25 protein-coding genes are annotated in these 25,363 nt (G+C 63.5%); 16 read left to right on the plus strand and 9 right to left on the minus strand.

From position 1 onward, the window contains the following. Positions 1–3 precede the first annotated feature (3 nt). A complete protein-coding gene (locus BJ6T_RS28985) occupies positions 4–900 on the minus strand; it encodes a UPF0280 family protein (protein WP_014496099.1) in 897 nt (298 codons plus the stop codon). After that, positions 897–2,354 (minus strand): hypothetical protein, encoded by a 1,458-nt coding sequence (locus tag BJ6T_RS28990; RefSeq protein WP_014496100.1) that lies wholly within the window; start codon positions 2,352–2,354, stop codon positions 897–899. The genes BJ6T_RS28985 and BJ6T_RS28990 overlap by 4 nt, the downstream gene beginning before the upstream one ends. A 249-nt stretch (positions 2,355–2,603) precedes the next feature. Here BJ6T_RS28990 and BJ6T_RS28995 point away from each other — a divergent pair, with 249 nt between their 5' ends. Further along, positions 2,604–3,086, plus strand: a complete 483-nt coding sequence (locus tag BJ6T_RS28995) for a (2Fe-2S)-binding protein (protein ID WP_014496101.1) — start codon at positions 2,604–2,606, stop codon at positions 3,084–3,086. Next, positions 3,086–6,613 carry a molybdopterin cofactor-binding domain-containing protein gene (locus BJ6T_RS29000; protein WP_014496102.1) on the plus strand — a complete coding sequence of 1,176 codons (3,528 nt, stop codon included), beginning with the start codon at positions 3,086–3,088 and terminating at the stop codon, positions 6,611–6,613. The genes BJ6T_RS28995 and BJ6T_RS29000 overlap by 1 nt, the downstream gene beginning before the upstream one ends. A gap of 166 nt (positions 6,614–6,779) precedes the next feature. Here the strand turns inward: BJ6T_RS29000 and BJ6T_RS29005 are convergent, their stop codons facing one another. Both BJ6T_RS29005 and BJ6T_RS48615 read right to left on the minus strand, forming a co-directional pair. After that, positions 6,780–7,748, minus strand: a complete 969-nt coding sequence (locus BJ6T_RS29005) for a catechol 2,3-dioxygenase (protein WP_014496103.1) — start codon at positions 7,746–7,748, stop codon at positions 6,780–6,782. A 363-nt stretch (positions 7,749–8,111) separates the two neighbouring features. Further along, positions 8,112–8,330 carry a hypothetical protein gene (locus BJ6T_RS48615; RefSeq protein WP_225895031.1) on the minus strand — a complete coding sequence of 73 codons (219 nt, stop codon included), beginning with the start codon at positions 8,328–8,330 and terminating at the stop codon, positions 8,112–8,114. Between BJ6T_RS48615 and BJ6T_RS29010 the strand changes: the two genes are divergently transcribed. From BJ6T_RS29010 to BJ6T_RS29030, 6 genes are all read left to right on the plus strand, one after another. Next, positions 8,329–9,918 carry an ATP-binding protein gene (locus tag BJ6T_RS29010; protein WP_225895030.1) on the plus strand — a complete coding sequence of 530 codons (1,590 nt, stop codon included), beginning with the start codon at positions 8,329–8,331 and terminating at the stop codon, positions 9,916–9,918. The genes BJ6T_RS48615 and BJ6T_RS29010 overlap by 2 nt on opposite strands. Positions 9,919–10,167: 249 nt before the next feature. Further along, positions 10,168–13,062: an ATP-binding protein gene (locus tag BJ6T_RS29015; RefSeq protein ID WP_014496105.1), complete on the plus strand. Its 2,895-nt coding sequence runs from the start codon at positions 10,168–10,170 to the stop codon at positions 13,060–13,062. 274 nt (positions 13,063–13,336) lie between these two features. Further along, positions 13,337–14,020 carry a di-heme-cytochrome C peroxidase gene (locus BJ6T_RS49245; protein WP_014496106.1) on the plus strand — a complete coding sequence of 228 codons (684 nt, stop codon included), beginning with the start codon at positions 13,337–13,339 and terminating at the stop codon, positions 14,018–14,020. Beyond that, a complete protein-coding gene (locus BJ6T_RS49250) occupies positions 14,017–15,114 on the plus strand; it encodes a di-heme-cytochrome C peroxidase (protein ID WP_283808192.1) in 1,098 nt (365 codons plus the stop codon). Before BJ6T_RS49245 ends, BJ6T_RS49250 begins: the two co-directional genes overlap by 4 nt. A 114-nt stretch (positions 15,115–15,228) precedes the next feature. After that, a complete protein-coding gene (locus BJ6T_RS29025) occupies positions 15,229–15,810 on the plus strand; it encodes a peroxidase-related enzyme (protein WP_014496108.1) in 582 nt (193 codons plus the stop codon). Next, on the plus strand, positions 15,807–16,304 hold the full coding sequence (locus BJ6T_RS29030) for an MgtC/SapB family protein (RefSeq protein ID WP_014496109.1): 498 nt from the start codon (positions 15,807–15,809) through the stop codon (positions 16,302–16,304). Before BJ6T_RS29025 ends, BJ6T_RS29030 begins: the two co-directional genes overlap by 4 nt. A 32-nt stretch (positions 16,305–16,336) precedes the next feature. Here the strand turns inward: BJ6T_RS29030 and BJ6T_RS47520 are convergent, their stop codons facing one another. Both BJ6T_RS47520 and BJ6T_RS29035 read right to left on the minus strand, forming a co-directional pair. Next, positions 16,337–16,504, minus strand: coding sequence for a hypothetical protein (locus BJ6T_RS47520; RefSeq protein WP_014496110.1), 168 nt, complete (start codon positions 16,502–16,504; stop codon positions 16,337–16,339). A 140-nt stretch (positions 16,505–16,644) separates the two neighbouring features. After that, entirely contained in the window at positions 16,645–17,376 is a 732-nt protein-coding gene (locus tag BJ6T_RS29035; protein ID WP_028169812.1) for a Crp/Fnr family transcriptional regulator, read from the minus strand. A gap of 162 nt (positions 17,377–17,538) precedes the next feature. On the opposite strand from BJ6T_RS29035, the gene BJ6T_RS29040 reads away from it, so the two are divergent. Beyond that, positions 17,539–17,742: a hypothetical protein gene (locus BJ6T_RS29040; protein ID WP_014496112.1), complete on the plus strand. Its 204-nt coding sequence runs from the start codon at positions 17,539–17,541 to the stop codon at positions 17,740–17,742. Positions 17,743–17,785: 43 nt separating this feature from the next. On the opposite strand, the gene BJ6T_RS47525 is transcribed toward BJ6T_RS29040, so the two are convergent. After that, positions 17,786–17,929 carry a hypothetical protein gene (locus BJ6T_RS47525; RefSeq protein ID WP_014496113.1) on the minus strand — a complete coding sequence of 48 codons (144 nt, stop codon included), beginning with the start codon at positions 17,927–17,929 and terminating at the stop codon, positions 17,786–17,788. 275 nt (positions 17,930–18,204) lie between these two features. On the opposite strand from BJ6T_RS47525, the gene BJ6T_RS47530 reads away from it, so the two are divergent. Continuing rightward, positions 18,205–18,360, plus strand: coding sequence for a hypothetical protein (locus BJ6T_RS47530; protein ID WP_014496114.1), 156 nt, complete (start codon positions 18,205–18,207; stop codon positions 18,358–18,360). Between the two features lie 15 nt (positions 18,361–18,375). Here the strand turns inward: BJ6T_RS47530 and BJ6T_RS29045 are convergent, their stop codons facing one another. Further along, positions 18,376–19,005 (minus strand): ParB-like protein, encoded by a 630-nt coding sequence (locus BJ6T_RS29045; protein ID WP_014496115.1) that lies wholly within the window; start codon positions 19,003–19,005, stop codon positions 18,376–18,378. Positions 19,006–19,344: 339 nt separating this feature from the next. Between BJ6T_RS29045 and BJ6T_RS29050 the strand changes: the two genes are divergently transcribed. From BJ6T_RS29050 to BJ6T_RS29075, 6 genes are all read left to right on the plus strand, one after another. Continuing rightward, positions 19,345–19,686: a hypothetical protein gene (locus BJ6T_RS29050; RefSeq protein WP_014496116.1), complete on the plus strand. Its 342-nt coding sequence runs from the start codon at positions 19,345–19,347 to the stop codon at positions 19,684–19,686. Between the two features lie 209 nt (positions 19,687–19,895). Continuing rightward, positions 19,896–20,183 (plus strand): acyl carrier protein, encoded by a 288-nt coding sequence (locus BJ6T_RS29055; protein ID WP_007592476.1) that lies wholly within the window; start codon positions 19,896–19,898, stop codon positions 20,181–20,183. Between the two features lie 10 nt (positions 20,184–20,193). Further along, entirely contained in the window at positions 20,194–20,664 is a 471-nt protein-coding gene (locus BJ6T_RS29060; protein WP_014496117.1) for a 3-hydroxyacyl-ACP dehydratase FabZ family protein, read from the plus strand. Beyond that, entirely contained in the window at positions 20,661–21,866 is a 1,206-nt protein-coding gene (locus BJ6T_RS29065) for a beta-ketoacyl-ACP synthase (RefSeq protein ID WP_014496118.1), read from the plus strand. Before BJ6T_RS29060 ends, BJ6T_RS29065 begins: the two co-directional genes overlap by 4 nt. Before the next feature lie 47 nt (positions 21,867–21,913). Then, positions 21,914–23,191 (plus strand): beta-ketoacyl-ACP synthase, encoded by a 1,278-nt coding sequence (locus BJ6T_RS29070; protein WP_014496119.1) that lies wholly within the window; start codon positions 21,914–21,916, stop codon positions 23,189–23,191. A gap of 8 nt (positions 23,192–23,199) precedes the next feature. Continuing rightward, on the plus strand, positions 23,200–24,132 hold the full coding sequence (locus tag BJ6T_RS29075; protein ID WP_014496120.1) for a lipid A biosynthesis lauroyl acyltransferase: 933 nt from the start codon (positions 23,200–23,202) through the stop codon (positions 24,130–24,132). Between the two features lie 101 nt (positions 24,133–24,233). Here BJ6T_RS29075 and BJ6T_RS29080 read toward each other — a convergent pair whose 3' ends face one another. After that, on the minus strand, positions 24,234–25,361 hold the full coding sequence (locus BJ6T_RS29080) for a polyamine ABC transporter substrate-binding protein (protein ID WP_014496121.1): 1,128 nt from the start codon (positions 25,359–25,361) through the stop codon (positions 24,234–24,236). Positions 25,362–25,363: the final 2 nt, after the last annotated feature.

Consider the following 25,363-nt stretch of genomic DNA (forward strand, 5'->3'; position numbering starts at 1 on the left):
TGTTCAGGCATCGACCGCGTTCTCCAGCACGAGCGGGCGCGTTCGTTGCTCTTCTATATCCTTGGTCCCGATGACAAGCATATCACCACAAAGCTGCAACACGGCACCCTCGATCAATCCGCGATCGAACAATTGCCGTGCACATTCCGCGCCAGATTCCAGCGCGGCCGCGACCTCATTCTGCGACAATTCACCGACATCGCGGGTGACGAGACGCGCGCCGAGATCGCTGTCGGGCTGAAGCTCGTTCGCGGGCTTTCTGATGATGGCGGGATGCCCAGGCAGATCGACGGCATTGGCGATGACCGTCGCGGCCGCATCGGCCTGCGATGCGGTGGCAGCCAGCACCGTGACCGCGTCGGCAATGCCGAGCGAAAAGCTGCGGCCGTGACGCCCGCTGGTCGCGATGCCGCGCACGGGATCACCTGAGTAGACCCTCATCTTGCGCAGCACGCCGGCACGATCAGGCCGATCCATCAGGCCGACCGAGAAATGCTCGCCCTCGCCGAGATGCAGCGCGATATCGCCGCCATTGTTGACATAGGCCTGATCGAGCGCCGCAGCGCCAAGCATGGCGCCAAGAATCTCCTCTGCAACGCTGCCGGCAACCGCGGCCATCGGCGTAATGAAGCAATCGGAGGCATAGGATGCGACAGCAGCGTGCATCCGACGCGCCACCACGCCCTTCAGCGAAGTCTGCTTCTCAGCAACCGTCCGCAGTTCCGGCAATTCCGCGCAGAGTTCGTCGAGCAGTCCGGTGAAACGCCGCGCCGCCGCTTCATAGGCCGCACGCACTGCGTCCGCGCGCCCCCTCGCCTCCACGATCAAATCAATCGGTCCATCCTGCAAATGCAGCCGCCGGCCACCAGACAGCAATGCGATTTGCGGGAGCCTGGTCATGCCCGGCGTCCCGGAATCGGGTTCTGCCAGGGCAATTGGCGAACATCTTCGCCGTTCTGCACCTCGGACAGCGGCTTCACATAATCCATGTGCCCGCCGAGCGCGGCGTAGTCCGACAGCTTCATCGTGAACTCGATCGGCGCGACCAGCGCCGGCGTCGGCACGTAGCCGAACGCGCTCGAAGGCATCTGCGTCACATCGACCATGTAGGTGATGCCGCCGCCCGGCCAGACATAAACAGGCGCACCGCCGCTGGTGACGCGCGTCAGCGCGTCCTTCACCGAACGCGTCAGCCGTACCGGATTGTCGGTGACGCCGGCGCGCAAGGAGCCGCCGGCACCGGCCATGAACAGCACAGTGCACAGCGCCGGCTCGCAATTTTCCTGGATGCGCTCGACCGAGAACTTCAGGTCATCAGGCATCTCGGTCTCGACCGGCTTCAGGGCTTCGTCGAGCACATAGTAAGACGCGTGCTCGCCGGTCGTGGAGACCATCAGCATGGAGAGACCGGGCTTGGCTTCCTTGGCGTCGAACGGTCCGAGAATCGCGAGAGGATCGGAGATGTTGGTGCCGCCCCAGCCCGTGCCGGGATCGGCGACCTGGAAATAGCGGCCTGGCGTCGAGCGACGGCCCTTCATCTTGATGCCGGTGTCGGCGATGTCGAGCAGCTTGCCGGCCTGGTGCTCCGAGAGTACGCCGGTGATGTGGTCGTCGACGACGACGACCTCGTCGACCTTGCCGTGCCATTGCTTGGCGAACATGCCGATCGTCGCCGAGCCGCAGCCGACGCGCATGCGCTCCTCTTTCATGCCGTTGACGATCGGCGGCTGACCGGCCTGCACCACCACGCTGGCGCCGCCGTCGATGGTCAGTTCGACCGCCTTGCAATTGGCGAGATCCATCAGGGTGTCACAGGTGACGCGGCCCTCCTTCTTGGAGCCGCCGGTAAGATGATGCACGCCGCCGAGCGACAGCATCTGCGAGCCGTATTCGCTGGTGGTGACGTGGCCGACCGCCTCGCCTTGCGCGCGAACGGTCGCGGTTTCCGGGCCGAGATAGCGGTCGGTGTCGATCTTCACCTTGATGCCGCAATAGGAGAAGATGCCCTCGGTAACCACGGTCACCATGTCGACGCCATCGATCTCGGAGGAGACGATGAACGGCGCCGGCTTGTAGTCGGGATAGGTCGTGCCCGCACCGATCGCGGTGACAAAGGTTGAGGGCTCGTGGACGATCTTGCCGTCCCAGTCTTCGGTGCGGCTGAACGGAACGAGCTTGCCGCCATGCGAGACGGTGCGTTCCAGGATCACGTGCGGGTCGACGCGGACGAGCTTGCCATCGTGATTGGCATAGCGGTCGCAGGCGCCCGCCGCGCCCGGCTTGATGTAGCACATCACCGGACAGGCATCGCAACGGATCTTGTCGATGGCGGCGCTCGTCGTTTCAGTCACCATGTCAAAGCCAGCCGACTGCGGTTATCATTCGTATACGAACGATGTTGCGCGCCCTCCCGAAGGCTGTCAAGCGGCGGTGCGGCGCAAAAGGTGCGGCTGCCGCATAAAACCCCATTTGCCTATCCGCTCTGTCCACAAAGAAGGCAGTCGCGCTGCAGTGCGGCATGCGCGGCTTGCACGTTTGTGTACAAACGGTATCGTCGCGACGTAGGTTTTGACGAGCACTTGGCCACGGGCTTGGGAACGAGGATGACGCAGACACTGATCCGCCTCACCGTGAACGGCAGGATCCACGAGATCACGGCAGCGCCGCAGACGCCACTGCTCTATGTGCTGCGCAACGATCTCGCGCTCAACGGTCCGAAATATGGCTGCGGCTTGGGCGAATGCGGCACCTGCACTGTCCTGATCGATGGGCTGGCCGCGCGCTCTTGCGTGATTCCCGTCGGCGGCTGCGCAGGCCGCGACATCCTGACGCTCGAAGGGCTCGGCACGCGCGACAAGCCGGACGTGGTGCAGCAGGCCTTCATCGACGAGCAGGCCGCGCAGTGCGGCTACTGCCTCAACGGCATGATCATGACCACCAAGGCGCTGCTCGCGATCAACCCGCAGCCGACCGAGCAGGAGGCGCTGGCGGCGCTGCGCTACAATCTCTGCCGCTGCGGCACGCATGTCGAGATCCTGCGCGCGGTGATGCGCGCATCCGGCCAGATCACTGAGGCCGTTGATTGATGGCCTCCCCTGTTTCGAACGGAGCTGAGCGGCAATTCGGTTCGCTCGTCGTCGTCCGCACCGTGGACGAGATCACGTCAGAGACCTTCGTCCGCATCGCCGCGGATGGATCGGTCACGGCCTATAACGGCCACGTCGATCTCGGCACCGGGATCCGCACCGCACTCGGCCAGATCGTCGCCGAGGAGCTGGATGTGTCCTTTGCGCGCGTCGTCGTGGTGCTCGGCGATACCGCCGTGGTTCCGAACCAGGGTGCGACGATCGCGAGCGAGACCATTCAGATCACCGCCGTCCCCCTGCGCAAGGCCGCAGCCCAGGCGCGGCACTTCCTGATCGCGCGCGCAGCCGAGCGGCTGGAGTTGCCGGCCAGCGACCTCAAGATCGAAGACGGCCTCGTGCGCGGGCACAACCGCAGCGTCAGCTATGGCGAACTGATCGGCGGAGAGACCATTCGCCTCGAACTTGCCGACGACGTCGCGCTCAAGCCCGTTGGCGACTACGCCATCGTCGGCCAGTCGACGCCGCGCGTCGACCTGCCCGCCAAGGCGACGGGCGAGCTGACCTTCGTGCACGACATCCGGCTATCAGGCATGTTGCACGGCCGCGTGGTGCGCCCGCCCTATGCCGGCGTCGATGCCGGCCCCTTCGTCGGCACCAGCCTGATCGCGGTGGATGAGTCCTCGGTACGCGACATTCCCGGCATCATTGCCGTCGTGCGCATCGGTGATTTCGTCGGCGTGGTCGCCGAACGCGAGGAGAACGCGATCCGCGCGGCGGAGCAGCTCGCGCTGAGCTGGAAGCCGACGCCCGGCCTGACCGATCTCGCCGACGTCGAGACCGCGCTGCGCGCCAACCCGTCGACGCCGCGCACGCTGATCGACAAGGGCGATGTCGATGCGGCGATATCGGGCGCGGCCAAGCCGATGCAGCGCACTTATGTGTGGCCGTACCAGATGCACGCCTCGATCGGCCCGTCCTGCGCGGTCGCCGATGTCCAGGACGGCAACATCCGCGTCTGGTCCGGCACGCAGAACCCGCATGTCCTGCGCAGCGATCTGGCGCTCCTGATCGAACGCTCCGAAAGCGAGATCGAGGTGATCCGCCTGGAGGCCGCCGGCTGCTACGGCCGCAACTGCGCCGATGACGTCACCGCGGATGCGCTGCTGCTGTCGCGCGCCGTCGGCCGGCCCGTGCGCGTGCAGCTGACGCGCGAGCAGGAGCATGCCTGGGAACCCAAGGGCACCGCGCAGCTCATCGATGTCAATGGCGGGCTCGACGCCGACGGCGGCATCGCTGCTTACGATCTCGCCACCCGCTATCCCTCGAACGCCGCGCCGACGCTGGCGCTGCTGCTGACGGGCCGGATTTCGCCGGAGCCCGCGGTGCTCCAGATGGGCGACCGCACGGCGATCCCGCCCTACGACTACGACCACATGCGCGTCGTCGCCCACGACATGGCGCCGATCGTGCGCGCGTCCTGGTTTCGCGGTGTCTCGGCCCTGCCGAACACCTTCGCACATGAATCCTATATCGACGAGGCCGCGACCGAGGCCGGTGTCGATCCGATCGAATACCGCCTGCGTTACCTGAAGGACCAGCGCGCCGTCGATCTCGTCAATGCGGTGGCCGAACGCGCGGGCTGGACGCCCCGGCCGGTCCGCGAAGAGAAAGACGGCGACGTCGTGCACGGGCGCGGCTTTGCCTATGCGCTCTATGTCCACAGCAAGTTTCCCGGCTATGGCGCCGCGTGGTCGGCCTGGGTCGCCGATGTCGCCGTGAACAAGACCACCGGCGATGTCAGTGTCACGCGCGTCGTTGCCGGGCAGGATTCTGGCCTGATGATCAATCCGGACGGCGTGCGCCACCAGATCCACGGCAACGTCATCCAGTCCACCAGCCGCGCGCTGATGGAAGAGGTTTCGTTCGAGCGTGGCGCGGTGACGGCGCGCGAATGGGGCGCCTACCCGATCATCCCCTTCCCCGACGTGCCCAAGATCGACGTGCTGATGCTGCCGCGTCAGGACCAGCCGCCGCTCGGCGTCGGCGAGTCCGCCTCGGTGCCGAGCGCTGCGGCGATTGCCAACGCCATCTTCGACGCCACCGGCGTGCGCTTCCGCGAGCCGCCGTTCACGCCGGATCGCATCCTGAAGGGATTGCACGGTGAGGCATCGCCCGTGCCGCAAGCTCTGCCCGCGCCCGCAGCGCCGAAACCGTCCCGCATCTGGGAGAATCCGTTCGCCAAGCGCGCCGGCATCTTCACGACGATCGCGGCCGTCTGCACTGCCGCGATCGGCGTCGGCGCAGCTCTCCTGCCCGGGCGCGCGATCGCGCCGATCGCACGTCCCGATCCATCGGTCTACTCCGCGGCAACGATCGCGCGCGGAGAGCAGCTCGCAGCACTCGGCAATTGCGCGGAGTGCCACACCAGCCTCAATGGCGTGCTCAACGCCGGCGGCCGCGCACTTCAGACGCCGTTCGGCACGATCTACTCAACCAACATCACGCCCGACGTCGAGACCGGCATCGGCGCCTGGTCCTATCCCGCCTTCGAGCGCGCGATGCGCGACGGGCTGCACCGCGACGGACGGCAGCTCTACCCCGCCTTCCCCTACACCCATTTCGCCAAGACCAGCGACGCCGACATGCAGGCGCTCTACGCCTACCTGATGACCCAGCCTTCGGCTCCCGCTACGGCGCCGGCGAATGCGCTCGCCTTCCCGTTCAACCTCCGTCCTCTGCTTGCGGGCTGGAATGCGCTGTTTCACAGGACGAGCGAATTCAAGCCCGATCCCGCCAAATCCGAGCAGTGGAATCGCGGCGCCTATCTCGTCGAGGGCCTCGGCCATTGCAGCGGCTGCCATTCGCCGCGCAACGCGCTCGGCGCCGAGCAGCGCAATGCCTACCTCGTCGGCGGCTTTGCCGAGGGCTGGGAGGCGCCGTCGCTGACCTCGCTCTCACGCGCACCGATCCCGTGGAATGAGGACGAGCTTTTCGCCTATTTGCGCACCGGCCATTCGCGCTATCACGGCGTCGCCGCCGGCCCGATGGCGCCGATTGTCAGGGATCTCACGGCGCTACCCGACCAGGACATCCGCGCGATGGCGATCTACCTCAACTCGTTCAACGACTTCGCAACCGATACGCAGACGCAGGATGCGCTCGCCGCGAAGCTGGAAGGTGCAACGCAAGTCATGGTGGCGCCTTCCACCGGCGCGCGGCTCTATCAGGGCGCCTGCGCCGTCTGCCACGAGGTCAGCGGCCTGCCGCTGTTCGGAACTCGGCCCTCGCTCGCACTCAACAGCAATCTGCACAGCGCGACATCGGACAATCTCGTGCAGGTCGTCCTTCACGGCATCATTGAGCCCGTCTCCAGCGACCTCGGCTACATGCCGGCCTTCAAGAACAGCATGAGCGACGCACAAGTCGAAGAGCTCGTCAGCTTCCTTCGCAAGCAGTTCGCGCCGGACAAGCCGGCCTGGACCGGCGTCCGCGAGACGATCACGCGGGTGCGCACCTCAACGCACTAGTGCCGCCTCTTCCGTCATTCCGGGGCCCGAGCGCAGCGAGGGAGCCCGGAATCCATAGCCGCCAGTCGGGGTTATGGATTCTCAGATGCGCAATTGCGCATCATAGCTCGCCGCTTCGCGTCGCCCCGGAATGACACCGCGAGGATAAAGCGTCAGAGCTACAACATTAGCCGTGCTTCTTCGCCTCCACAGGCGGCGTGCCGTGGGTGTGGAACGACTCGATCGTCTTCAATCCCCACGCCTGGCCCTTCTTGCGCTCCTCCTCGGTCCACACGATCGGCTTCCAGTCGGGGGCGAGGATGAGGCGCGCGCCGGCGTTGGCGACCTCGACGCGGTTGCCGCCGGGCTCGTAAACATAGAGGAAGAAGGTCTGCTGGATCGCGTGCTTGTGCGGACCGGTCTCGATGTGCACGCCGTTCTCCAGGAAGATATCGGCGGCGCGCAAAATCTCCTCGCGGCTGTCGAGCGCGTAGGTGACATGGTGAAAGCGGCCGGGCGTGCCGGAATGGTCCAGCGAATAGGCAAAATCGTAGCTCTTGTTCGACATCGTCAGCCACATTGCCGCTTCCCGCCCGTCGTTGAGCACGATCTGCTCGGTGAGGCGGCAGCCGAGATAGTTCTCGAAGAACTCGCGGTTGGCCTTGATGTCGACGGCGAGGCAGTTGAGATGGTCGAGACGGCGAACGTTGACGCCGCGCGCGGGAAAGCGTTGCGCCTGGTTCTTCAGCGCAGGTCTAAGCTCCGGCGGCGCCTGGTACCATTCGGTCTCGTAATAGAGCTCGACGATATGGCCGTCGGGGTCGCGGCAGCGGAAGGTCGGCCCCTGCCCCATGTCGCCGTCGATCCAGCCGATGTCGAAGCCGGAGCCTTTGAGCGCGGCAACGCGGCGCTCAAGCGCCTGCTGGCTGCGCGCGCGCAGCGCCATATGCTCCATGCCTGATGTCTTCGACGCCGTGAGCTTGAGCGAATAGCGCTCGTAATCGTCCCAGCCGCGCAAGTAAACCGACTCGCCCTTCTGCCCGCTGACGGTCATGCCCATGACGTCGACGAAGAACTTCAGGCTCTCGTCGGGCTTCGGCGTCAGCAGTTCCATGTGGCCGAGATGAGCAAGATCGAGGATCAGTTCAGGCTGCATGCTTTCCTCCAGACGTGGCTGCGATCCGCCGGACCGGATCGCGCAACCGGACGCAAGGCTGCAAACGCACTCAAGTGTCCGGGGGCGGCATCCAGGCCGCGGGTGCATTTGTACTAATGTACAAATGATTAGGTCCCGTCAACAAATCAAACCCCGAACCGATCTCGACGCCACCGGCACCACCGCCTTGCGACGCGGGCTCATCGGCCGAATGCCCGAATGGTAAAATCTTCCTTAAACGCTCTCGGGCCTATCGGCCCAGAAAAGCAGTATTTGCCTACCGATTCCGCCCGCAACTATGCATTAGGAGCAAATCTCTCAACCGAATTGTCGCAGATTTAACAAAGCCCCCGCGCCTGCCGTTTAACCGTTTGTCCAGCCGCGGCACGCATAGTCAGGGTTAAACCCCTTGCTCTTGCCAGGTTCATCCATCGTGACATCCTTTGGACGCGTGATTTCGGTACGCGGGTCGCTCGCCCGGGTCGGGCTACTGGCGGCAAGCCAGATGCCGGTCTCGGAAATTCGGGCCACCGTCGGCCGTTTCGTCAGCATCCGCTGCGCCAGCTCGGTGATCGTCGCCATGATCACAGAGGTGTCCTGCGAGAACCTCTCGAGCTCCGACTACATCGCCATCGCGTCGGTCGACCTGCTCGGCGAAATCCACAATGCCGCCGACAAGGCCAAGTTTCAGCGCGGCGTCACCAACTATCCGACCATCGGCGATTCCGTCGACCTGATCACGAGCCAGGAGCTGCGCACGATCTACGCGCCGACCGGATCGGACCAGATCAATGTCGGCTTCCTCCAGCAGGACCGCTCCGTCGTCGCCTATGTCGACGTCGAGGAAATGCTCTCCAAGCATTTCGCGGTGCTGGGATCGACCGGCGTCGGCAAATCCACCGGCGTGTCGCTGCTGCTCAATGAGATCCTCAAATCACGCCCGAACCTGCGCATCTTCCTGCTCGACGTGCACAACGAATATGGCCGCTGCTTCGGCGACCGCGCGCTGGTGCTCAACCCGCGGAACCTGAAGCTGCCGTTCTGGCTGTTCAACTTCGAGGAGATCGTCGACGTGCTGTTCGGCGGCCGCGCCGGCGTGCCCGAGGAGCTCGACGTCCTCGCCGAGGTGATCCCGATGGCCAAGGGCATCTACACCCAGTATCAGAACACCGATCGGCTCGGCCTGAAGCGCATCGATCCCAAGCAGGTCGGCTTCACCGTCGACACGCCGGTGCCGTACCGCCTGGTCGATCTGATCTCTCTGATCGACGAGCGCATGGGCAAGCTGGAAAACCGCTCCTCGCGCATCATCTATCACAAGCTGATCTCGCGCATCGAGGCCGTCCGCAACGACCCGCGCTACGCCTTCATGTTCGACAACGCCAATGTCGGCGGCGACACCATGGCCGAGGTGATCAGCCATCTGTTCCGCCTGCCCGCCAACGGCAAGCCGATGACGGTGATGCAGCTCGCCGGCTTCCCGGCCGAGGTCATCGATTCCGTCGTCTCGGTGCTGTGCCGCATGGCCTTCGACTTCGGCCTGTGGAGCGACGGCGTGTCGCCGATGCTGTTCGTCTGCGAGGAAGCGCACCGCTACGCCTCCGCCGACCGCAATGTCGGCTTCGGGCCGACCCGCAAGGCGGTGTCGCGCATCGCCAAGGAAGGCCGCAAATACGGCGTCTATCTCGGCCTCATCACCCAGCGTCCGGCCGAGCTCGACGCCACCATCATCTCCCAGTGCAACACGCTGTTCACGATGCGTCTGGCCAACGAGCGCGACCAGGCGCTGCTGCGCGCCGCGGTGTCGGACGCGGCCGCGAACCTGCTGTCCTTCGTGCCATCGCTCGGCACCCGCGAGGTGCTGGCGTTCGGCGAAGGCGTCGCGCTGCCGACCCGCCTGCGCTTCAAGGAGGTGCCGCCGCACCAATTGCCGCGCGGCGAAGCCACCATCTCAAGCGTGCCGTCGGTCACCTCCGGTCACGACATGCATTTCGTCGGCGCCGTGCTCGAGCGCTGGCGCGGCGCCACCTCGCAACGCGACGTGCCGAACGATCCGGTGTTTTCGCAGCCGCCCGCAAAGACGCTCGCGACCGCCGAAGCGCCGATGCTGCAGCCCTCGATGGGGCTCGATCCGGATCGTTTCTCGCTGCTGAAGAAGCCACTGCGGTAAGGAACGGACACCGCTTCGGCAAATTCCGCTGTCATGCCCCCGGCTCGACCGGGGCATCCAGTACGCCGCAGCCGCTCGATTGAATCACGATCGCCTCTGGAATTTCCCGCAGAGCGGACAGTCGTGAGCGACGGGGAATGCCCCGGATATCGCGGCTCAAGGCCGCGTCTCGCGGATAGCCCAAGGCTCGCCCTTCGTGCTACCTTTGCCTTTGGAGCCGGTTTGAGCACGCGGGGCGCGAGGATGTCCGTGGGCGGTGCCAACATTGCGGATCGTAACATCATAACGGTGCTCGCCGTCGACATGGTGGGTTCGACTCGCCACATCGCCGCTTGCGATCCCGATGAAGCTCAAGCGTTTTTGGACCAGTGGCTGGATCACATCCGCAGCTCCGTGGAGCGTCTCGGGGGACAGATTGTCCACTATGCGGGCGACGGTGGCATTGCCATATTCGGCTGGCCAACCGCTTATGAGGATCATGCGGATCGTGCGTGCATCGCAGCCTGGGACATTCAGAGTCATAGCCAGTCGACCGGCCCCAGGGGAGATCCGGTCAATTTTCGCGTCGGACTTCACTCCGGCTTGGTCGGCTTACGCATAGGCGGCAAAAATGCGATCGCCCGCTTCGACGTTGCCGGAGCGACTGTGCACGTTGCTGCCAAGCTGCAGCAGGAAGCGGCGGCAGACGAGATCAGGGTTAGCGCCGAAACTGCAAAGCTGTGCCGATCGCCACTCGACCTTACGGCACACAAAGCGACTTCGGGAATCGCCGATCGGGTCATCGAAGCCTACACGCTGAATGCCCGGCCGGACGATGTCGATCACAACGAAATCGCCAGCCGCTATCAAAATCCGATCGTGAACCGTGTCGACGAACTTGCGGCGCTTCGGGAGCTACTCCCAGGCCCAGGCACCAAAAGCTGCTCCGTCGCCCTGCTGGGCGAACCAGGTATCGGCAAGAGCCGCCTTGCGACAGCCGTCATCGCCGAGGCGCTGACATCCGACGTGAGATGCTGCGTCTTTTATGGCGGGGTGCAGAGACGTGCGACCCCATTCGCCGCCGCCCGCACCTTGGTGGGCGACATGCTCGCTGCAAACAGCTCATCTTCGGATGCACATATTCGCGAGGCGCTCGCGAAACTGCACGTCGAAGCAGGCGATCGCAGAAAGCTCGAAGCCCTGTTCGTCGTCGGAAAAGCGTCCTCTCGCCAACGATTGACCGACAATACACAAACGCAAATTTCACGCGCGCTCGTCAATGCCTTCCTCGCATTGGCCCTTGATAGACCAACTCTTTTGCTGATCGAAGACCTCCAGTGGATCGATCCGGAAAGCCGCCATTTCCTGAAACTACTCGCGCGCGCAAGTACCCCACAGCCGCTTTGCATATTGCTGACCGGACGTCCGGAATCATCAGACCAGTCCATGGAGATTGCGGACTCGCTCATTCATCTACAACCGCTGTCGCGGGCCAACATGGAGGCTTTGGGACGCCAATTGTGGCCGAAAACTCGATCCTCGACCGTGTTTGCGAGAGCAATCGATCGCGCCGACGGCGTCCCCTTCGTATTGGAGGAATTCTTGCGTTCGGCGGACGCGACGAACGCAACGAGCGAACATTCGCTGCCTCAGAGCGTCGAGTCCGTGATTCATGCGCGGCTGCAACGGCTTTCTCCAAAGATGAAGGCATTCGTGCAGACGCTCAGCCTGCTGGGAGAGGGCGTAGAGATCCAATTGGCTACGACGGTGCTCGGCGTGGACGTAGGCGAGCTGCTGACTGCGTTGTTCGAGCTCGCCCGATTTGCTTTTGTCCATCCGCTTGCGGGTAACTCCGTGCGTTTCCGGCATCAGATCATCGCCGAGGCCTGTGCAAACACGATACCACGTGGCCGGCGTCTGGAAATCCACCAGGCCGCTGTCCAGGCGATCATTCGGCGTTACCCGAATCTGAATGGTCGTTACGAACAGTTGGCCTTTCATGCAGAGGAAGCCGGAGATGCTGATGCTGCACTTGGCTATCTCTGGGAGGCCGCCGTCGAAGCGCGCCGGAACGCCGCAGCCTCGTCGCTCAGTTTGATATACGACCGGGCGCTCAAGCTCATCGAGCGTCTTGGGGAAGCCGCCGAGGAAAAATATGTCGACTTCGGTCGAATGAGCTTCGCTTCGATGCTGCAACTCGGCGAATTCAAAAAAGTAAATATGCATTTGCCACGAACGTTGGAGCTGGCGCGGCGCCAAGGCAGGATTGCTCACGTGTGCAGCATCCAGTCGCAACTCGGGATGGTCTACTGGTTTGAGGGCCGGTATGAAGAAGCGCTGCAAATAACGAGCGAGGGATTGAGAACGGCCCGAGCGCTGGAATCGACCGCACTCGTATTTTCAAATCAGACCATCATGGCAAATGTGTTGTACGGCATGGGCCACGTCGAGCGCGCGATTGCGGCGATGGACGAACTGAATGAAATGCTCACAGGAGAACTCGAGACTGCCCGTCTCGGGACACCGGCCGGTCCAAAATGCACGGTTTTGGCATTCAGGAGCTGGTTCATGAATGCAACAGGTCAATATGCGGAGGCGCTCGGATTCGCATTGCGTGCATTGGAGATCGCAGTTCGTGAACAGGATTCATATGGGCAAGTGCTCGCCCGCATTACGATGGGGCGAAATCTCCTCATGCTCCATCGAAATGACCAGGCTGTGGAATGCTTGTCGATTGCAAGGGAGATCGTCGAACGTAACGGCTACGATGCCAGCAAGGCCAACCTGACCGGAGCAATAGCGACCGCTCTGGCACGAACAGGTCAGGCACATCAGGCCGTCGACCTGATAGACACTTGTATAGAGAGCGGCACGCATCTGCGGACAGGCCAGATCGAGCTCTGCTTGCTCTATGCGGGTTACGCTGAGGCTCTCGTTCGGGACGGGAAATCCGAGCGTGGCCTGAGCGCCTTGGATGCTGCTCTTTCCATCGCCAGGACCATCAGGAATCCATGGATGATCGTCGAATGCCTTGGTTTGAGGGCGCGACTGCTCGCCGAGGCGAAGCCTGGCACCGCCCGCGTCGTTGAGGATCTTGCCGAGATGCGCGCGATTTGCGATCAGTTTGGCATTGTTGCCTGGGACGGATCCCGGCTCGCGGTTTAGCAACGCCGCTTGTGTCGAGACACACCAGTTCACAGAGCCCCGTGTCCCGGACTCGCCCCGCTCGACGGGCGTGGCATGCAATCCGGAGCTTCGGCTCGGAGCAACGACCTTGACGGGACTTTGCCAAGAAGTACAATCTCGAGCATTCGGCGGCTATTTCTGACGGCTTTCGTCGCTACCGGGCGAGCTGCGTCTCGCCCAGCTGCGCATATCTCCACAGATTCTGGTTTCGAGAAAACAGGTGATTCAATTGTAGTTTATGGAGGGTCATGCGATGCGTCGTGTCGCTTTCCTCATTCGCTTTGCGCTGGCCGTCGCCGCAAGTTCGGTAATTGAGACCGCTCTCGGCGATCCAATATATGTCGACCAAGGCCCGAAATGGACAGCGGAAGACAGGGCTGACTACTACACGCGCGACCAAGGCTCCCGCTTAATCAAGCTCACCTGGCTACGGGCATTGAAAGCGAAGGACGGACAACCGTTCCTCTCGGATGGTCTGACCCGATACGGCTTTCTCCCAAATCCGGGCAACAATGCCAACCTCCCCGTCGGCCTCCACACCACAGGTCCCGCAGAGTCCCAGATGGTCGGGATAACATGCTCCGCGTGCCACACGCGGCAGGTTGAAGTGGAGGGCAAGACGTACCGCATCGATGGCGGTCCGGCCTTTATGGATTTCCAGGAGTTCCTGAGCGACCTGGACAAGGCGGTAGAAGACGCAACCGCCAGCGACACGGCATTCGCTGCATTTGCTGCGGCCGTCTCCCAACCTGCGACACCCTCTGCTGCCGATGTAGCCGCACTACGGCAGAGGGTTGATGCATGGCACCGGCGCGTTCATGCATTCGTGGCCGGTACATTGCCGCCAGTTGGCTGGGGGCCTGGGCGGCTGGACGCCGTCGGGATCATCTTCAACCGCATATCCGGCACCGACGTTGGGCCGCCGCCTGATTTTTGATCAAGGAAAACATGCGGATTGCCGACGCTCCCGTGCGGTATCCTTTCCTGTGGAACACACCGATGCAGAACCAAACCGACTGGGCCGGTTTTGTGTTGAATGGAAACCGCGTTTTTGCACTTGCCCGGAACACCGGGCAGGCTCTGGCGTTCGCCAACTTCGAACCAAAGCGTTCGTCCGGCTTATTCTTCGACTACGACTACGCCAACTCCATCAACTTCGAGGGGCTGGAAAGACTCGAGAAGCTGGTCTTGAAGATGGGCCCGCCAAAATGGCCATCAGATTGGCCTATCGACTCGAAGCTGGCTAAAGACGGTCAAAAAATCTTCGAGAGGCAGTGCAGCAAGGGGTGTCACGAGAAGAAGGAAGTCCGTGCTCTGCGCGACCTGTTCGTTACGACGTGGGTGACGCCGGTTCAGAACGTCGGCACCGACACACGTCAATTCGACGAGCTTGGTTGGAGGGTGAAGACCGGCGCGCTGAAGGGAGCAGGTATCCCGTTGATCGCCAGGCACCTCGAGGAAGAGGATTATGCCGTCCACATGATGTTCAGTGCAGTCGCCGGAGCGATCCTCGACAATAAGCTGCATCTGGGGAGCGACGTCGGCTCCGGTGACGGCTTTGGCTCCTCGTTGCCTCCCAATGCCCAAAAGGCGCCCTCCACATCCCTCTCTCTGTCACCGGCTCCGGTCAAGGCGTCCATCGCGCCGCCCAGCAGCGCGCAACCTCCGAACCAGCCAGAAAGCCTGACGATCGAACCTGGGACGCTTCTCGAGCGGACCCTCAACAGAGGCGAGTATGAAGCTCGCGTGCTGGAGGGAATTTGGGCCGCAGCGCCTTACTTGCACAACGGCTCGGTGCCGACATTGGCGGAATTGCTCGTACCGCCTGCGAAGCGCATGTCACAATTCAAAGTTGGCGCGAGATACGACATCAAGAATGTTGGTCTTGACGTCACACAAGAGGGGCCAACCCGTCCAGTCACCGATTGCAACGACCTCAATTCAGGAAACAGCCGCTGCGGGCATGACTATGGTACGCGCTTGAGCGACGACGAAAAGAAGGCACTCCTCGAATATTTGAAGACTCTTTGAGAACCTCGGCTCTGTCTGCGTTAGCCAGGATGTAGTCCGCGCAAGCGCTTTGCGCGAGGGACTGCGATCGACTATGTTCCGCGTTTCCCCGAGAGCCCCATCCGGAACATCGTCATGTCCCCTCCTCCTTCAAATCGCTTCCCTGCACCCGCCCTCGACACCCTCCCCGACGACATCCGCACGCGCCTGCTCGCCGTGCAGGAGAAGAGCGGCTTCGTGCCGAACGTGTTCCTGACGCTGGCCTACCGGCCCGACGAGTTCCGCGCATTCTTCGCCTATCACGATGCGCTGATGGAGAAGGACGGCGGTCTCACCAAGGCCGAGCGCGAGATGATCGTGGTCGCGACCTCGGCGGCCAACCAGTGCCAGTATTGCGTGATCGCGCACGGCGCGATCCTGCGCATTCGCGCCAAGAACCCTGTGATCGCCGACCAGGTCGCTGTGAACTACCGCAAGGCCGACATTACGCCGCGGCAAAAGGCGATGCTCGATTTCGCGATGAAGGTCTCAGCAGACGCACAGCGCGTCTCCGAGGAGGACTTCGCGTCGCTTGCACCGCACGGCTTCAGCGACGACGACATCTGGGACATCGCCGCGATCTCCGCCTTCTTCGCGCTGTCCAATCGGCTGGCAAACTTCACCGGCATGAGGCCGAACGAGGAGTTTTACCTCATGGGGCGCTTGCCGAAAAAATGACGGAGCTCGACTGGCCCGAAATCATTGCTCGTCTCGGTGCCGCGACCGTCGCCGCCGGCGCGATCGGCCTCGACCGCGACCTGCACGGCAAGCCGATCGGGCTGAAGACGCTTGGCATCGTCGGGCTCTCCACGGCGACCGTGGTTCTGCTCGCCCTGCAGCTCGCCGAGCCAACCAAGGTCGCCGATGCCGCGAGCCGCGTCATCCAGGGCATCCTTACCGGCATCGGCTTTCTCGGTGCCGGCGTCATCGTGCATCAAAGCATGGGATTTCGCGTCCGCGGACTGACCAGCGCCGCCTGCACCTTTCTCGCCGCCTGCATCGGCATCGTCTGCGGTGCCGGACAGTGGAAGATCGTCGCCGTCGCGCTGGCGCTCGCCTTCGTGCTGCTGACGGTGGGCCGCCACATCGAGCGACGGTTGCACCGCGTGCTCGGCGGCAAGGAGGACGCGCACACCGCGGAGACGTCTCCGGACGCGCCGCCGCGGACCTAGCCGACTGCGCCAGCACGCGGCTCTCACACCCGTCAGGTTTTCCGTCGCTGGCTCCAGAAGCTTCCGACACCGACGATGACGGTGACGAGCAAAACGGCAACGAAGGTCTGGATGATCGTGAAATTCAGGGCATCGCGCGCGACGAACAGCGCGGTGATGGCACCGGCAACGATGAAGAGAATGCGAAAGATTACGCTCACGGTGATGCCTCCGGGTCAGCATGACTCGCAGCCACCTGCGCCCTCGACATTCAGGCAACACCGGTTCGGCAATCATGCCGACGGACCATAGCGCCCTGCATCGATACGAATTTGCGGTAGGTCAAGTCGCCAGGCGCGCCTCAAAGCGTCGGCGACTGATGCAGGTAGCGGCCGTCGAAATCGGCAAGTTCCAAAAATTTCCGCTCGTCCAGCACCGTGACGCGGCCGCGGTGCAGCTCGACGATGCCCTCCTGACGCAACTGCTTGATCACGCGGTTGGCGTGCACCGCCGTGATGCCCAAGGCTTCGCCGATCTGCTCCTGGGTCAGCGGCATCTCGAAGCTGTTGCCGTCCAGACGCTCGATGACCCGGAGGCGTTCGCGCAGCTCGATCATGACATGGGCAAGCCTTGCGGGCGCGGGACGCTGGCCGACATTGACGATCCATTCGCGGAACATGGCGGAGTCGATCAGCGTGTCTCGCCAGAACAGCTCGGCAACGCTTGGACTGCGCTGGTGCAATTTTCGCAGCGTTTCGTGCCTGATGAATCCGAGCGTGCACGGCGTCAGTGTTGACAGGTCATGGTCCATCACGTGCAGGAACAGGCTCATCAGGTCGGGGATCTCACCGGGGATGTGGATGGAGAGGATCTGGCGCTTGCCGCTTGGAATCGTCTTGGAACGCGCGCAGAATCCGTCTGCGATCAGGCAGCAATCGGTAGCGCGCTCGCCATCGCGGACCACGGGCGTCTCCGCCGGGTATTGACGAACCGCGATCGGGAGCTGCTCGATCTCCTTCACGTCGTCGTCCGAGATGCCTGAAGATGTGCGCAAACGCCTGACAAGCGCAGCGCGGATCATATCGCTAGGCACGCGAGCTAGCTCCGGTTGGTATGAGATGGGACCTGTATTGCAATCCCCGGCGCCGAAGCGCCGCTGCAATGAAAAACCCGCGATCCACGCCCCAGGTTCCAACAAAAGTTAAGGACGCCACTCGCCTCCCCATGGTGGGCTTCACGCCGGAAAGGCCCAGCAATGACCAAGAAGCGCAACCGCACGCGACCGGCCCTGTCGCTCCAGCAGCGCCTGAACAAGTTCACGCAGGACGCCCGCGCCGCAGCCAAGAACCTGCCGGCCGGCAGCGAACGCCACACGCTGTTGCAGAAGGCGCGCGACGGCGAGGCAGCCGCCGAGATGGAGCGCCTTCTCTCCTCACCCGGCCCGCAACACCAGAAGTGATCGTCCCGCCGTTGCGTACCTGCGACCGCGCAGCGCTATGCCGCTAGCGCTTAGCCATCAACTCGAGCGCCGGCGCAAAGCGCTCGGAGAATGTCAGCGTATTCGCGTGGCGAACAGCGGCGAACGATGCCGAGATTCCTGCTGCGGCGACTGCGAGCACGGCGACTACGAAAACCAGACGGCGCATGTTGGCCTCCTGTGTGAGCTCGACTACCCCACAGAAATGGGGTGGCTCTGTTTCAGGACGGTTTCATCCCTGCGGGAAATGACTTCGCTCAAGCGGCTGTGATGAGATCCGGCTTCTCGGGCCGCGCGCCGTAACCATCTAACAATGATCGTCGTTGTCTTGCGGCGGTCGCGAGCGGTACCGGGAATTTCACGCCAGCGACCACGATCATGAACCGCAAGACCGCCGCGATAAGCCGAATTCGCGGGAATGCGGAGTCATCGAGGATTATTCAAATGAACGTCGTCATCCGGAAGCTCGATGGTCTGTGGCACCTCATCGTCGGCTCGTGCAAGATCCGAACGCCCTTCCTGGAAACCCAGGACCGCGCACTGGTCGTGACTTACGCCCGCCGCGTTTACCCCGGCGCCAAGATCTTCCAACGCGATTGATATGAGCGCCCGCGCCTAATCGTCATCCGCCGGCCCGCACCAACCCGGCAGATAGACAGCATCCTTGCTCTTGGCTGCGGACAGGGCCTTCTCGAGCGCCTTGTCGAAATTGGCATCGACTGCCTTGCGCGTCAGTTGCCGGCGCAGAAAGTCGGCCCACAGGAATTCCGAGAACGGCGTGGTGTCCTTGGCGAAGCCGCCCATGCGGCGGAGCTCACCGGCAAGGCTTCGGAACGGATCGTCCTTGAGATCGGCAACCGATCTCGGCAGATCGCGGAACGGCCGCCGCTCACCCTTGGAATCGTAAGGGTAGACCCAGCGCTTGTTGTCCATCACGCCCCAGAACGCCTCGCGCTCGACCATTCTGAGGTCGCCGACCACGGTCACCAGCACCTCCTTGACGCCCTCGTCATGCAATGCGCGGCCGAGATGATGATGGTCGATCACGTAGTAGCGCTGATCCGGTCCGTAGACGACGGGGATCATGTGATTGCCGAGCAGGTCGGCCTGCTTCTTCTTGTCGTGCTCGCGCCAGCGCTTTCGCTTCTCCTTGACCTCGCGCATGCCGACCGTCATCTGCGTCGGCCGGAGCGACAGGATCGGCACCGGATGCACTCTCGGTTCGCGCGCGTTGGTGGTGGTCATGGTCGAAGGCCCCTCACGTGGTTGCAACCGGTGGTCCAGTTCCCGTGATTATGCCATGGGCCCCGCGGCGGCAAAATGCGTTCGATCCGGCCGCGGAGATCACAAGCAGATGTTCATGAGAGCCGGCGATGCGTGCTTCGCGGTTGTTGCTGCAATGCAACCTCCGCTTCCTGTCGCCGACCTGACAACCGGCGTCGCGTTGGCTCGCGAGCCGCTCCGGAAATATGCCATGCAAGATAGTGTTAAAGCGCAATGCACGTGTGCGTTGAGAAGATTTTCTGCAAGGCATTCACAACGTATGCTATCTAAAAACCGCTGCTTCGGAGTGATCCCCGCACCATGAAAACACAGCGGCCCATCAGCTCGGATGACGAGCACCGGGTGCTCCAGTTCAGGCCGCGCAACGCGTCTCCCCCGCCGGTCCAACGGGGCAGCGGTACCGTGCAGCCGCTGCGCGTGGCGCCCGAGCCGCTCGACCTGTCGCGCTACGAGAAGCCCCGTCCGGAACCGGACAATTTCCGCCACCGCATGCTGGCCAATATCGCGGCGCTCGCCTTCACCATCGCGCTGACCGCAATCGGGATCTGGCTCGCGGTGAGCATTGCCGACCTTCGCCGCACCCAGGACTGCGTGCTGATGGGCCGCCGCGACTGCGCCAAGATCGCGACGCCCCATATCTAGGTACGTCCCCCGGCTGAAGGGCCGGCCGACGGCATCCCCAGCCCTGTCGCCGGGGCCGCCCGGCTCCATTGAACTCAGGGCGGCGCTCCGATATACGGGCTTTCGACCCGGCCAGAGGGGGTTTGAGGGCGTCATCGGGGCGCGATGCCCACCCACCGTTCCACTCTGGAACTTCAGACAAATATCAGCAATATATCAAAGGCTTAGTGATGTCCTCCACATTCGATCAGGTCGCTACGATCATCGCTGAAACCTGCGACATCCCGCGCGACACGATCACGCCGGATAGCCACGCCATCGATGACCTGGGCATCGACAGCCTCGATTTCCTGGACATCGCGTTCGCGATCGACAAGCAGTTCGGCATCAAGCTGCCGCTGGAAAAGTGGACCCAGGAGGTCAACGACGGCAAGGCGACCACCGAGCAGTATTTCGTGCTGAAAAATCTGTGCGCCCGCATCGACGAACTGGTTGCGGCCAAGGGCGCGAGCGCCTAAGCGCGCGGTCATGCAACTCGAATACTTCCACATGATCGATCGCGTCGTCGACCTCAACGTCGACGCGAAGACGATTGTCGTCGAAGCCCTGGTCCCCAAGGAGAGCACGATCTTCGAGGGGCACTTCCCGGGCTATCCCCTGATGCCCGGCGTGCTCCTGATCGAATCGATGGCCCAGGCCTCGGGCTGGCTTCAGCTCGGCGTGCTCAAGTTCGAGCGCATGCCGATCCTGGCCGCCGTCAAGGAGGCCAAGGTCCGCGGCTCGGTCTTCCCGGGCGATCTCATGATCATCGAGGCGACCCTGTCGCATCAGGGCTCCGGCTATGCGGTGACCGACGCCAAGATCAGGGTCGACGGCAAGCTGCGCGCGAATTCGACGCTCACCTTCACGCAGATCCCCTTCCCAAATGCGGATATGCGCGGCTTCATGGACGCGGTCGCCAAACGCGTCGGCTTCCCGCAACAGGCCGGATCGCCATGACTGACACTGCTTTGAAGCCCGGCCAGACGGAAGTCTGGATCACCGGCATTGGCCTTGCCACCTCGCTCGGCGAAGGCCTGGACGCCAATTGGGCCGCGCTTCAGGACAAGCGCATCAATGTCGACGAGAAGGGCTTTGCGCCCTGCATCGTGCATCCCCTGATGCCTGTGACCTTCGACAGCCAGATCCCGAAGAAGGGCGACCAGCGCCAGATGGAAGCCTGGCAGCGCATCGGCACCTATGCCGCGGGCCTTGCGCTCGATTCCGCCGGGATCAAGGGCAACAAGGACATCCTGTCGAAGATCGACATGGTGGTGGCCGCCGGCGGCGGCGAGCGCGACCTCAATGTCGACTCCGGCGTGCTCACGGCTGAGGTCAAGGGCGCCAATGCGCCCGGCTTCCTCAACGAACGGCTGATGAGCGATCTCAGGCCGACCCTGTTCCTAGCCCAGCTCTCGAACCTGCTCGCCGGCAACATCGCCATCGTGCACGGTCTCGGCGGCACCTCGCGCACTTTCATGGGCGAAGAGGTCGCGGGTGCCGATGCGGCGCGCATTGCGCTCGCGCGCATCGCCTCGGGCGAGAGCGACATCGCGCTGATCGGCGGTTCCCACAATGGCGAGCGCAAGGACCTGATGGTCCTCTACGAATTCGGCGACTTCAATCTGAAGGACAAGTTTGCTCCGGTGTGGGCGCGCAAGGATCACGCCGGTTTCGCGTTGGGATCTGCCGGCGCCTTCCTGGTGCTGGAATCGAAGGCGCACGCTGAAGCGCGCGGCGCAAAGCCGTTCGCAAAGCTGTCGAGCGTCGTTGCCGACCTCGCCCGGCGCAAGCAGCCCGGCGACATGGCCGCAACGCTGGAGAAGCTTTGGGAAAAGCTGCCCAGGCGCGAGGGCAAGGGCGCGATTATATCGGGCGCGACCGGCGCGGAGCCCGCGACGTCAGAGGAGCGCGGCTTCCTGAAGGGCCATCCCGACTTCCCGGTGCGTGCGACCGGCACGATGTTCGGCCACACCATGGAAACGCAATTCCCGCTCGGCATCGCACTCGCGGCGCTGTCGATCTCGCGCGGTGCGCTGTTCCCGCCGAACGATTCCACCGGGACCGAGATTGAAATGCAGGGCGCGCCCACCCAGATTGTGGTGGTGGGGGCCGGACACTGGCGCGGCGAGGGCATGGCTCTGGTCGAGGCCGTAAGCTGAAGCGCGTCGCGCTTTGGCGGATGCTCTAGCTCAATCGGGGGATCGACATGACTGCACCACGCGACAAACTCGGGCGTCCCGTCGTCGTCGTCACCGGCATGGGCATCATGACCTCGCTCGGCAACGGCAAGGCCGACAATTGGGCGAAGCTCGTGGCCGGCGAATCCGGCATCCGCACCATCACGCGCTTTCCGGTCGACGGCCTGAGGACGACGATGGCCGGCACGGTCGATTTCGTCAGCGTCGATCCGTTCTCGTCCACTGCCCTGTCCGAGCGGATGGCTGAGATCGTCACGCAGGAAGCGCTCGCGCAGGCCGGCATCGGCGCCAAGGCCGATTTCCCCGGTCCGCTCTTCCTTGCGGTTGCACCGGTCGAGGTCGAGTGGCCGCAGCGCCGTGAGCTCGGCCGCGCCGTCGGCGCGCAGGACATCACCTATGACGATCTGCTGCGCATCTCCGGCGGCGGCAAGTACAGCGCCTATCACCACCGCTTCATGTTCGGCTCGGTCGCCGCATACCTCGCCGAGACGTTCGGCACCAAGGGGTCGCCGATCTCGCTGTCGACGGCCTGCGCCTCGGGCGCGACCTCGATCCAGCTCGGCGTCGAGGCGATCCGCCGCGGCGAGACCGATGCCGCGCTGTGCGTGGCCACCGACGGCACCGTGAACCCCGAAGCTCTCGTGCGGTTCTCGCTGCTCTCGGCGCTGTCGACACAGAACGATCCGCCGCAGGCGGCCTCCCGCCCCTTCTCCAAGAACCGCGACGGTTTCGTCATGGCTGAGGGCGCCGGCGCGCTCGTCCTGGAGAGCTACGAGGCCGCCACCGCGCGCGGCGCAAAAATCCTCGGCGTGATCGCCGGCTGCGGCGAGCTCACCGATTCCTTCCATCGCACCCGCTCCTCGCCCGACGGCAAGCCGATCATCGGCTGCATGAACAAGACGCTGGCCGATGCCGGCATGACGCCGGACCAGATCGACCACATCAACGCGCACGGCACCGCGACGCCCGAGAACGACAAGATGGAGTTCAACACGACGTCGGCCGTGTTCGGCGATCTCGCGCAGAAGATTCCGGTCACCTCCAACAAGTCGATGGTCGGCCACACCATCTCGGCCGCAGGCGCCGTCGAGGCGATCTTCTCGCTGCTCACCCTCGAGCATCAGCGCATTCCGCCGACGATCAACTACGAGACCCCGGATCCCACGATCCTGTTCGACGTCGTCGGCAACAAGGCGCGCGATGCCCGCGTCACCGCGGTCATGTCGAACTCGTTCGGCTTCGGCGGCCAGAACGCCTCGCTGATCCTGACCCGCGAACCGGCCTGACCGGACGCATGGCGCTGCTTCCTGCGAGCACGAAGGCCCGCGCGCGGGAGGCCGCCAAGTCGATCGGTGGCAGCCTGATCGGCGCCGCCACCGTCGGTATGCTGCGCACCACGCGCTATTTCGATCCGGCCAAGACCTCGGACTTCTTCTCCCGCGTCGTGAAGACGATCGGCCCGCGCCTACGCGAGCACCGCATCGGCCGCGCCAATCTCACCGCGGCATTTCCCGAGAAGTCGCCGGAAGAGATCGAAACCATCCTGATGGGCGTGTGGGACAATCTCGGCCGCGTCGGTGCCGAATTCGCCCATATGGACCAGGTCTGGGATTACGATCGCGATCATCCGGAAAAGAGCCGGATCGAACTGCCGCCGCGCAGCATCGAGCTGTTCGATCAGATCCGCGACGACGGCAAGCCGGCGCTGATCTTCGCCTCGCATCTCGCCAATTGGGAATTGCCGGCGCTCGCCGCCGTCGAGCATGGGCTTGATGCCGCGATCCTCTATCGCCGGCCGAACATCGCGTCTGCCGACCGCATCATCCAGGAGATGCGCCAGGTCAACATGGGCACGCTGATCCCCGCAGGCCGCGACGCCCCCTTGCGGCTCGCCCAGGCGCTCAAGGACGGCAAGCACGTCGCCATGCTGATCGACCAGTACCTGACCGGCGGCGTCGAAGTCACCTTCTTCGGCCGCAAGACCCGCGCCAACCCGATGCTGGCGCGCCTGCTCCGCCAGGTCGAATGCCCGATCCACGGCGTCCGCATCATCCGCCTGCCCGGCAACCGTTTCCGCGGCGAGCTGACCGAGGAGATCAAGCCGGTGCGCAATGCCGAGGGCAAGATCGACATCCAGGGCACGACGCAGGCGATCACCAGCGTGGTCGAAGGCTGGGTGCGCGAGCATCCTGAGCAGTGGCTCTGGCTGCATCGAAGGTGGCGGTGATCTTGCACCGTTATTGCGACCGCAGCGAAGCAATCCAGACGCGTTCCGCGGAAACAGTCTGGATTGCTTCGTCGCTTCGCTCCTCGGAATGACGGGCGCTATTAGCGCCCCGTCTTCACCTTGGTCCAGAGACGGTTGATGATCCGCTGCGTCGCCGGCTCGCGCGCCGTGATGACGAACAGTTTTGCCAGCGTCGCCTCGTCCGGATAGATGTTCTTGTCGTTCAGGATCTTCGGGTCGACCAGCTTCTGACTGGCGAGGTTGCCGTTGGCATAGGACAGGAAGTCCGAGTTCTTCGCGGCGACGTCCGGACGATAGAGATAGTTGATCAACTCGTAGGCTTCCTTGACGTTCTTGGCATCGGCGGGGATCGCGAGATTGTCGAAGAACATCTGCGCGCCCTCCTTCGGGATCGTGTAGCCGATCTCGATGCCGCTCTTGGCTTCGGCCGCACGGGCGCGGGCCTGCATGATGTCGCCGGACCAGCCGACCACGAAGCAGATCTCGCCGGTGGCGAGCGCGCTGAGATACTCGGACGAATGAAACTTGCGCACGGACGGACGGACCTTTGCGACGACGTCGGCGGCCTTCTCGAGGTCGGCCGGCTTGGTCGAGTTCGGATCGAGCCCGAGATAATTCAGCGCCGCCGGAAAGATGTCGTCGGCGGAGTCGAGCATGTGGACGCCGCAGTCTTTGAATTTTGCCAAGTTCTCCGGCTTGAAGACGATGTCCCAGCTGTCGATCTTCGCGTCGGCTCCCAGGATCTGCTTCACCTTGGCGACGTTGTAGCCGATGCCCGTCGTGCCCCACATGTAGTTGGCGGCGTAGACATTGCCGGGATCGTAAATGCCGAGGCGCTCGGTCACCACCGGCCAGGCATTGGAGAGGTTCGGCAGCTTCGACTTGTCGAGCTTCTGGAAGATGTTGGCCTTGATCTGGCGCTGGAGGAAATAGGCTGTGGGCACCACGACGTCGTAGCCGGACTTGCCGGCCATCAGGCGCGTCTCCAGCGTCTCGTTGGCATCGAACGTGTCGTAGACCACCTTGATGCCGGTCTCCTTGGTGAAGGCCTCAAGGACGTCAGGCGCCATGTAGTTCGACCAGTTGTAGAAGTTGACGACCCGCTCCTCGGCCCCTGCGGGGGCGGAAAGCAACGTCAGCGCTGCGGCGATTGCAAAACCGGGGCAAAGCCAGGAAAAGCAAAGCCTCACGCGGCCGACGTTCGTCATCT

The sequence above is a fragment of the Bradyrhizobium japonicum USDA 6 genome, assembly GCF_000284375.1.
GTDB lineage: Bacteria > Pseudomonadota > Alphaproteobacteria > Rhizobiales > Xanthobacteraceae > Bradyrhizobium > Bradyrhizobium japonicum.

Excerpts from the sequence above, each read along its gene's own strand:
- BJ6T_RS28985 (WP_014496099.1), bottom strand. The coding sequence starts at position 900 with ATGACCAGGCTCCCGCAAATCGCATTGCTGTCTGGTGGCCGGCGGCTG.
- BJ6T_RS28990 (WP_014496100.1), bottom strand. The coding sequence starts at position 2,354 with ATGGTGACTGAAACGACGAGCGCCGCCATCGACAAGATCCGTTGCGAT.
- BJ6T_RS28995 (WP_014496101.1), top strand. The coding sequence starts at position 2,604 with ATGACGCAGACACTGATCCGCCTCACCGTGAACGGCAGGATCCACGAG.
- BJ6T_RS29000 (WP_014496102.1), top strand. The coding sequence starts at position 3,086 with ATGGCCTCCCCTGTTTCGAACGGAGCTGAGCGGCAATTCGGTTCGCTC.
- BJ6T_RS29005 (WP_014496103.1), bottom strand. The coding sequence starts at position 7,748 with ATGCAGCCTGAACTGATCCTCGATCTTGCTCATCTCGGCCACATGGAA.
- BJ6T_RS29010 (WP_225895030.1), top strand. The coding sequence starts at position 8,329 with ATGATCACAGAGGTGTCCTGCGAGAACCTCTCGAGCTCCGACTACATC.
- BJ6T_RS48615 (WP_225895031.1), bottom strand. The coding sequence starts at position 8,330 with ATGGCGACGATCACCGAGCTGGCGCAGCGGATGCTGACGAAACGGCCG.
- BJ6T_RS49245 (WP_014496106.1), top strand. The coding sequence starts at position 13,337 with ATGCGTCGTGTCGCTTTCCTCATTCGCTTTGCGCTGGCCGTCGCCGCA.
- BJ6T_RS29025 (WP_014496108.1), top strand. The coding sequence starts at position 15,229 with ATGTCCCCTCCTCCTTCAAATCGCTTCCCTGCACCCGCCCTCGACACC.
- BJ6T_RS29030 (WP_014496109.1), top strand. The coding sequence starts at position 15,807 with ATGACGGAGCTCGACTGGCCCGAAATCATTGCTCGTCTCGGTGCCGCG.
- BJ6T_RS29040 (WP_014496112.1), top strand. The coding sequence starts at position 17,539 with ATGACCAAGAAGCGCAACCGCACGCGACCGGCCCTGTCGCTCCAGCAG.
- BJ6T_RS47525 (WP_014496113.1), bottom strand. The coding sequence starts at position 17,929 with ATGCGCCGTCTGGTTTTCGTAGTCGCCGTGCTCGCAGTCGCCGCAGCA.
- BJ6T_RS47530 (WP_014496114.1), top strand. The coding sequence starts at position 18,205 with ATGAACGTCGTCATCCGGAAGCTCGATGGTCTGTGGCACCTCATCGTC.
- BJ6T_RS29045 (WP_014496115.1), bottom strand. The coding sequence starts at position 19,005 with ATGACCACCACCAACGCGCGCGAACCGAGAGTGCATCCGGTGCCGATC.
- BJ6T_RS29050 (WP_014496116.1), top strand. The coding sequence starts at position 19,345 with ATGAAAACACAGCGGCCCATCAGCTCGGATGACGAGCACCGGGTGCTC.
- BJ6T_RS29055 (WP_007592476.1), top strand. The coding sequence starts at position 19,896 with ATGTCCTCCACATTCGATCAGGTCGCTACGATCATCGCTGAAACCTGC.
- BJ6T_RS29060 (WP_014496117.1), top strand. The coding sequence starts at position 20,194 with ATGCAACTCGAATACTTCCACATGATCGATCGCGTCGTCGACCTCAAC.
- BJ6T_RS29065 (WP_014496118.1), top strand. The coding sequence starts at position 20,661 with ATGACTGACACTGCTTTGAAGCCCGGCCAGACGGAAGTCTGGATCACC.
- BJ6T_RS29070 (WP_014496119.1), top strand. The coding sequence starts at position 21,914 with ATGACTGCACCACGCGACAAACTCGGGCGTCCCGTCGTCGTCGTCACC.
- BJ6T_RS29075 (WP_014496120.1), top strand. The coding sequence starts at position 23,200 with ATGGCGCTGCTTCCTGCGAGCACGAAGGCCCGCGCGCGGGAGGCCGCC.
- BJ6T_RS29080 (WP_014496121.1), bottom strand. The coding sequence starts at position 25,361 with ATGACGAACGTCGGCCGCGTGAGGCTTTGCTTTTCCTGGCTTTGCCCC.